Source organism: Mycobacterium sp., assembly GCF_049673265.1.
Classification (GTDB): Bacteria; Actinomycetota; Actinomycetes; order Mycobacteriales; family Mycobacteriaceae; genus Mycobacterium.
This window is the reverse complement of the sequence record NZ_JBATXN010000388.1, coordinates 1-6691: the sequence shown is the minus strand read 5'-3', so window position 1 is coordinate 6691 and position 6691 is coordinate 1. Positions and strand designations below refer to the sequence as shown.

At 65.0% G+C, this 6691-nt stretch carries 7 protein-coding genes, 1 tRNA gene and 1 other RNA gene; 5 read left to right on the top strand and 4 right to left on the bottom strand.

What is annotated here, in order from left to right; genetic code table 11:
- The 3 genes from WBF82_RS13490 to ffs all read right to left on the bottom strand — a co-directional run.
- On the bottom strand, positions 1-1290 hold a 1290-nt coding region (locus tag WBF82_RS13490), incomplete at its 3' end, for a DNA polymerase III subunits gamma/tau (protein ID WP_424383515.1).
- 47 nt (positions 1291-1337) lie between these two features.
- The gene (locus tag WBF82_RS13485) at positions 1338-2627 is read right to left on the bottom strand and encodes an aminotransferase class I/II-fold pyridoxal phosphate-dependent enzyme (RefSeq protein WP_424383516.1); all 1290 of its coding nucleotides are present in this window, start codon (positions 2625-2627) and stop codon (positions 1338-1340) included.
- An 86-nt stretch (positions 2628-2713) separates the two neighbouring features.
- Positions 2714-2810: signal recognition particle sRNA small type (ffs, locus tag WBF82_RS13480), an RNA gene on the bottom strand.
- A gap of 76 nt (positions 2811-2886) precedes the next feature.
- Here ffs and WBF82_RS13475 point away from each other — a divergent pair.
- The 3 genes from WBF82_RS13475 (at position 2887) to WBF82_RS13465 (ending at position 5014) form a co-directional block, all read left to right on the top strand.
- A tRNA-Ser gene (locus tag WBF82_RS13475) sits at positions 2887-2972 on the top strand.
- A gap of 80 nt (positions 2973-3052) precedes the next feature.
- Positions 3053-3853, top strand: coding sequence for a hypothetical protein (locus WBF82_RS13470; RefSeq protein ID WP_424383514.1), 801 nt, complete (start codon positions 3053-3055; stop codon positions 3851-3853).
- 102 nt (positions 3854-3955) lie between these two features.
- Positions 3956-5014: a dihydrodipicolinate reductase gene (locus WBF82_RS13465; RefSeq protein WP_424383513.1), complete on the top strand. Its 1059-nt coding sequence runs from the start codon at positions 3956-3958 to the stop codon at positions 5012-5014.
- Here the strand turns inward: WBF82_RS13465 and WBF82_RS13460 are convergent.
- Positions 5011-5340 (bottom strand): DUF732 domain-containing protein, encoded by a 330-nt coding sequence (locus WBF82_RS13460; RefSeq protein ID WP_424383512.1) that lies wholly within the window; start codon positions 5338-5340, stop codon positions 5011-5013. The genes WBF82_RS13465 and WBF82_RS13460 overlap by 4 nt on opposite strands.
- A 245-nt stretch (positions 5341-5585) precedes the next feature.
- On the opposite strand from WBF82_RS13460, the gene WBF82_RS13455 reads away from it, so the two are divergent.
- Positions 5586-6146 carry an MmpS family transport accessory protein gene (locus WBF82_RS13455; protein WP_424383511.1) on the top strand — a complete coding sequence of 187 codons (561 nt, stop codon included), beginning with the start codon at positions 5586-5588 and terminating at the stop codon, positions 6144-6146.
- The coding region (locus tag WBF82_RS13450) for an MMPL family transporter (protein ID WP_424383510.1) at positions 6143-6691 on the top strand (549 nt) is incomplete at its 3' end. The genes WBF82_RS13455 and WBF82_RS13450, both read left to right, overlap by 4 nt.

Below are 6691 nucleotides of genomic sequence, written 5' to 3'. Positions count from 1 at the left end.
CTGCCCGGGCGAGGTTGGCCCCGGCGCCGGTGTGGGTTCCGGCTCAGCGGCGACGGCCGGCGGCGGTGATGGTCTCGGCACGACAGTCGCTTCGGCGGGCGTTTTGTCGCCGCGCGGAATAGACATCTCCAGCCTGGTTTCGATGCGCTCGACGCGTTGCAGCAGCGCCGATTCGGTGTCACTGGCCGACGGCAACAACAGCCGCGCGCAGATCACCTCGAGCAGCAGACGGGGGGCCGTCGCGCCGCGCATCTCAGTCAGGCCGGCATGCACGACTTCGGCGTAGCGGGTGAGCGTGGCCGTGCCGAGCCGAGCCGCTTGATCGCGTATCCGGTCCAGCACGTCTTCCGGCGCGTCGACCACCCCGCGAGCAACGGCGTCTGGAACAGCTTGCAGCACAAGCAAATCGCGGAACCGCTCAAGCAGGTCGGTGGCGAAGCGCCGAGGGTCATGCCCGGCATCGATCACCGATTCGACCGCCCCGAACAACGCCGCGGCGTCGGCGGCGGCAAGAGCGTCGACGGCCTCGTCGATCAGCGCAACGTCGGTGGCGCCCAGCAGCCCCAGTGCCCGCTGGTAACTGATCCGGTTGCCGTCCGGACCGGATTCCGAACCGGCCAGCAATTGGTCGAGAACCGAAAGGGTGTCGCGGGGCGACCCGCCGCCGGCCCGGATCACCAGCGGGTAGACCGCTTCGTCGGCGACCACCCCCTCCTGCGTGCAGATCCGTTCGATCAGCGCCCGCATGGTGCGGGGCGGCAGCAGCCGGAACGGATAGTGATGGGTGCGCGACCGGATCGTCGGCAACACCTTCTCCGGCTCAGTCGTGGCAAAGATGAAGATGAGGTGCTCGGGGGGCTCCTCGACGATTTTGAGCAGCGCGTTGAACCCTGCCGTAGTCACCATGTGCGCCTCGTCGACGATGAAGACCCGGTAGCGCGACTGGGCCGGCGCGTAAAACGCGCGATCGCGCAACTCACGGGTGTCGTCCACGCCGCCGTGGCTGGCCGCGTCGAGTTCGACGACGTCGATGCTGCCCGGCCCGTTGGGCGCCAGCGCGACGCAAGAGTCGCAGACACCGCATGGCGTTGCCGTGGGCCCCTGCACACAGTTCAGCGATCGGGCCAAGATGCGCGCCGACGACGTCTTGCCGCAGCCGCGGGGACCGGAAAACAAGTAAGCGTGGTTGATTCGGCCCGCCGACAACGCGGTGCACAGCGGCTCGGTGACGTGTTCCTGCCCTACCACTTCCGCGAAGGTCGCCGGTCGGTACTTGCGGTAGAGAGCCACGGTCAGCAGGCTACCGATGCCGTCCGACGCCGACCTGGCTGGGCGACCTATTCCCGGCTGAGCAGCGACTCGCTGGCGGCCAGCAATGCGCAGGTGGCCAGGCCGTCGATCGCATTGCGCAGGTCGGATAGCGGAGGGAACGTCGGCGCGATCCGGATGTTCTTGTCGTCCGGGTCTTTTCGGTAGGGGAACGACGCGCCCGCTTCGGTGACGGCGATACCGGCCTCTTTGGCCAAGGCGACGGTGCGCCGCGCCGTACCCGGCAACACGTCGAGGCTGATGAAGTAACCGCCCTGCGGCTCGTTCCAGGAGGCGATCTTGGACTCGCCGAGCCGCTTGTCCAGGATCTCCAAAGCCAACGCGAATTTGGGCGCCAGCAACTGCTGGTGGCGCAGCATCTGCAGCCGAACGCCGTCGGCGTCGCCGAAGAAGCGCAGGTGCCGCAGCTGATTGACCTTGTCCGGCCCGATCGACTTCTTTCCGGCGTACTGCAAATACCAGGCAATGTTGCCCAGAGATCCGCCGAAGAAGCTGACGCCGGCTCCGGCGAAGGTGATCTTCGACGTCGACGCGAAGACGTATGGCCGGTTGGGGTTGCCCGCCGCGGCGGCCAGACCCAGCACGTCGACCTGGCGGACGAACTCCAGCGTCAAGGTGTGCACCGCGTAGGCGTTGTCCCAGAACAGCCGGAAATCTTCGGCCGCCGTGCGCATCTGCACCAGCCGTCGAACCGTCTCCCACGAGTAGGTGATGCCGGTGGGATTGGCGAACACCGGTACCGCCCACATGCCCTTGATGGCCGGGTCGACGGCGACGAGCTCTTCGATCAGGTCGACGTCCGGGCCGTCCTCGAGCATCGGGATCGGGATCATCTCGACGCCCATGGTTTCGGTGATGGCGAAATGCCGGTCATAGCCGGGAACCGGACATAAGAACTTGACGACCGGCTCGTCCTTCCAGGGCCGCGGCGAATCCACACCGCCGTGCAGCATCGAAAAGACCACCACGTCGTGCATCAGTTCCAGGCTGGCGTTGTTACTCGCGATCAGGTGGGGCACCGGGATGCCGAGCAGCTCGCCGAAGATGGTCCGCAGTTCCGGCAGGCCGTGCTGGCCGCCGTAGTTGCGGGTGTCGGTGCCCTCGCCGTCGCGATAGTCGTCGCCGGGCAGACTCAGCAAGGCGTTGGACAGGTCCAGTTGGTCGCTGCATGGTTTGCCGCGGGTGAGGTCCAAGGCGAGCTTCAGCGACTGCAGTTCGCGATAGTCGTCCTGGTGGCGGGCATGCAATGCCTCGAGGTCGGTACGGCCTAGGGAGCTGAACGAGCCGTACGACACCATCCGCCTTTCACTACTGACAACTGGGTGGTCACCGGTGGCGATCGCAAGCCCGGCGAAGCCGAGCGCAGCGCGTCGCCACCAGATCCACATAGGGGACCCCGCGCACCCGCCAGAGCCCATTGACCCTTGCTGCCTTCCGGCCCTGGGGGAGTTCACAGGATAGACGCCGCGCGGGGTCCACCGAGAGTCTAGTACTGTCGCCGCATCAATCGGCGACAGTATTAAGGACGCGTAGCTGCGCTCGGCTACCATGGCCGACGGAGGATTCGCCTAGTGGCCTATGGCGCTCGCCTGGAACGCGGGTTGGGTTAACAGCCCTCGCGGGTTCAAATCCCGCATCCTCCGCACTCAGTCCGGGGTGCGACCAGGCTTGATCGCCATCGGCTAAGGTCTGGTCGCAACCGGATACCAGTTCAAGGAGGGGCATGGGACGCAGTTCTGCCACGCTGTGGCACGCGACGTTCTCGATCGCCGCAGGCGTCCTCTATTTCTTCTTCGTGCTACCGCGCTGGCCCGAGTTGATGGGCGACACCTCGCCCACCCTCGGCACGGCGGCGCGGATCGTCGCCGGGGTGGTGATTGCCCTGGCCGCATTGCCGGTGGTGTTCACTTTGCTGCGGGCTCGCAAGCCGGAGTTCGGCACCCCGCAGCTGGCCCTGACCCTGCAGACCGCGTCGGTGGTGGCCCATGTGCTGGCCGGCGTGCTGATTGTCGGCACCGCGATCAGCGAGATCTGGCTGAACCTGGACAACGTCGGACAGTGGCTGTTTGCCATTTACGGCGCGGCAGCCGCGATTGCGCTGCTCGGCATTTTCGGGTTCTACCTGTCGTTCGTCGCCGAGCTTCCGCCACCACCGCCGAAACCGCTGAAGCCCAAGAAAGAAAAGAAGCAGCGCCGCCGCCGCGGCAAGAAGGACGGCGACGTCGACGAGGCCGAGGCAGAGACCGAAGAAGATCAAGAGTCTGACGGCGAGGCGGAAGACACCGCTGACGCCGACGGCGACGAAACGACCGAAACGGTTGAGCAGCCCGCCGAAGTCGTCGCGGCCACCGATGTCGAGTCGACAGCGCAAGAGGCGCCCCCAGTTGAAGACGCCGACATGGACGACGACGGCCTGGAAGACGCTGCCGCCGAACGCGGCCTGCGCAACCGGCGCCCGACCGGCAAACCCTCAGGGGTGCACCGGCGCAGGCGCACGCGCCGCGGTGTCGCCGTCGACGACTGAATCCAGCCAGGCGTCGACGTGGTGCTCAACGGCGCCGCGCCAGCACCTCGCGAACCATGAGATGCCGTTTCCGACCGGGCCGCACTTCCCTATGCTGAGCGAGTGCCAAATAATTATCGAGTAGTTCAGTGGAACACCGGAAACGTCGGCAAAAGCTCCCTCAAATCGATCGCCGCCAACCCGATTTTGGAACTGGTGGGGTGCTATGCCTGGTCGGCGGAGAAGGTAGGCCGTGACGCCGGCGAGCTGGTCGGCATTGCGCCGCTAGGGGTGGCCGCCACCAACGACGTCGACGCGCTGCTTGCTCTCAAACCCGACTGCGTGGTCTACAACCCGATGTGGATCGACGTCGACGAGTTGGTCCGCATCCTGTCGGCGGGCGTCAACGTGGTGACCACCGCCTCCTTCATCACCGGACGAAACCTCGGCGCCGGCCGCGACCGGATCGTCGAAGCCGCCGAGTTGGGCGGCGCCACGATCTTCGGATCAGGCGTGAGCCCGGGTTTCGCCGAGCTGCTGGCCATCGTCTGTGCGATGGTGTGCAACCGAGTCGACAAGGTCACCGTCAACGAAGCCGCCGACACCACCTTCTACGACTCGCCGGACACCGAGAAGCCGGTCGGCTTCGGCCAGCCGATCGACCACCCGGACCTGCAGTCGATGGCCGCAAAGGGCACCGCGATCTTCGGTGAGGCAGTCCGGCTGGTGGGTGATGCGCTGGGCATCGAACTCGACGACGTGCGGTGTGAAGCCGAATTCGCGCAAACCACAGCGGATCTCGAGATGGCGTCGTGGACCATCCCCGCGGGATGCGTGGCAGGCGTCTACATCAGCTGGCAGGGAGTCGTCGGCGGCAAGACCGTCATCGACCTCAATGTTCGGTGGCGCAAAGGACAGACACTCGAGCCGGACTGGAAGATCGACGGAGACGGCTGGGTCATCCAGGTCGACGGACAGCCCACAGTTACCACCAAGGTCGGTTTCCTGCCGCCGCCGTATTTCGAGGCCACCACGATCGAAGAATTCATGGACCTCGGACACATCATGACAGCGCTGCCCGCGATCAACGCGATCCCAGCCGTCGTCGCCGCGGCACCGGGCATTGCCACCTACAACGACTTGCCGCTGACGCTGCCGCGCGGCTTCGTTTCGACCGCTTAGCGCGCGGGAATGTTCTGCAGCTTGGGCGCCAAGTCGGGGCAGTACATGCTGATGGCGCTACCGAGGAATTGATAGGTCTGCACCTGCGTGGTGCCCCTGGGGAGATTGTTGGAGAGGAAATGAGCGGAAGCTGCCGCGTCGGGATCGACGCCCTGACCCAGCCGTCGGCAGGCGATCTTGGCCAGATACGGGTTGTAGTCATGCGACCCGTAGATGCCGTACTTCTGGAGCTGGTTGTCGAAGTCGGTGTCGGGGTCGGCGTAGGCCGGCGCGGACAGGCCGATCGCCGCGGCGATGGCAACAACGGCAAATCCCGTAACGTTCATGGGCTGGATAGTATCGCTCGCCGTTCCTCGTGGGGAACGAGGCCGTTTCCTATCGCTCATTGTCACCGATCCTCTCGTCGCGTTCGCACCCCGTCCGAGCGCACCGGTCGGAAAGCCCGATTCAGTGATCCAAACCCTCCCTGCCCGGTTTCTATTCTGTCGCGTATTCCGATTAGAGTAGCTAAGGTTACACACAGGCTAATTAGTTGAGCGCCCTTCGCCCCTGGTTAAGGATGAAAGAACCCATGACCACCACCGAGCCGAGGACCGAGCCGCTGGCGACCCCGGTCGCCGGTGCCGGTGCTGAGCAGGCCGCCAACCGGAAGCCAACCGGACAACGGTCCCTGCTGTCACGACTCCTGACCCGGTTCTGGGTGGTGCTGGTCATCGTCGCCGTGGTCGCAGTTTCAGGGTTTTGCGTGTACCGACTGCGGGGCATCTTCGGTGTTCACGGCAACGCCTTCGGCGGCGGTGCGGTCGCCGAAGAGATAAAGCCGTTCAACCCCAAAGTCTTAACACTCGAGGTCTGGGGCCCACCGGGCAGCGTGGCGACCATCAACTATCTGGATCAAGATTCCAAGCCGCAGCAGGCCCTCAACGTCCCCCTGCCGTGGTCGTTTCCGCTGACAACAACGCAGCCTTCCCTGCCGGCCAATCTCGTGGCGCAGGGCAGCGGCGCGTGGATCGCCTGCAAGATCACCCTGGACGACAACGACGGGCGCGGTCCGGTCGTCAAGGCCACAAATCAATCCCCCGCCAACGAAACAACAAACGCCTTCACCTTCTGCCTGAACAAGTCCGCATGAGCGAGACCACCGAGGCGACGCAGCCTGTCTCGCAGCCGTTGATCCCGCCGTTTCTGCCCCGGATGATCCATCGGCTCGCGCTGCCGATCGTGCTGCTGTGGCTGGGACTCACCGTGTTTGTGAATGTCACGGTGCCGCAACTGGAAGTCGTCACCAAAGATCACGCCGTGTCACAGAGTCCGAAAGACGCGCCGGGGATGATCGCGATGAAGAAGGTCGGATCGACCTTCGGCGAAATCAAGGACGGGAAGTTCGTCCCCGAATTCAACTCCGACACCTCGGCGATGATCGTCCTGGAGGGCGACAGGCCGCTCGGGGATGCTGCGCACCGGTATTACGGCGACATCGTCAAGCGACTCGAGCAGGACACCAAGCACGTCCAGCACATTCAGGATTTCTGGAATGACCCGCTGACTGCTGCGGGCTCGCAAAGCCCGGATGGAAAAGCGGCCTATGTCCAGGCCTACCTCGCCGGCAACATGGGTGAGAGTTTGTCCACCGAGTCCGTCGAAGCCGTCCGCAAGATTGTCGACTCGGTGCCAAAT

What these genes read in the sequence shown, in the direction of transcription:
- WBF82_RS13455 (WP_424383511.1), top strand. Translation starts at nt 5,586, where the DNA reads ATGACCACCACCGAGCCGAGGACCGAGCCGCTGGCGACCCCGGTCGCC.
- WBF82_RS13485 (WP_424383516.1), bottom strand. Translation starts at nt 2,627, where the DNA reads ATGGTGTCGTACGGCTCGTTCAGCTCCCTAGGCCGTACCGACCTCGAG.
- WBF82_RS13460 (WP_424383512.1), bottom strand. Translation starts at nt 5,340, where the DNA reads ATGAACGTTACGGGATTTGCCGTTGTTGCCATCGCCGCGGCGATCGGC.
- WBF82_RS13470 (WP_424383514.1), top strand. Translation starts at nt 3,053, where the DNA reads ATGGGACGCAGTTCTGCCACGCTGTGGCACGCGACGTTCTCGATCGCC.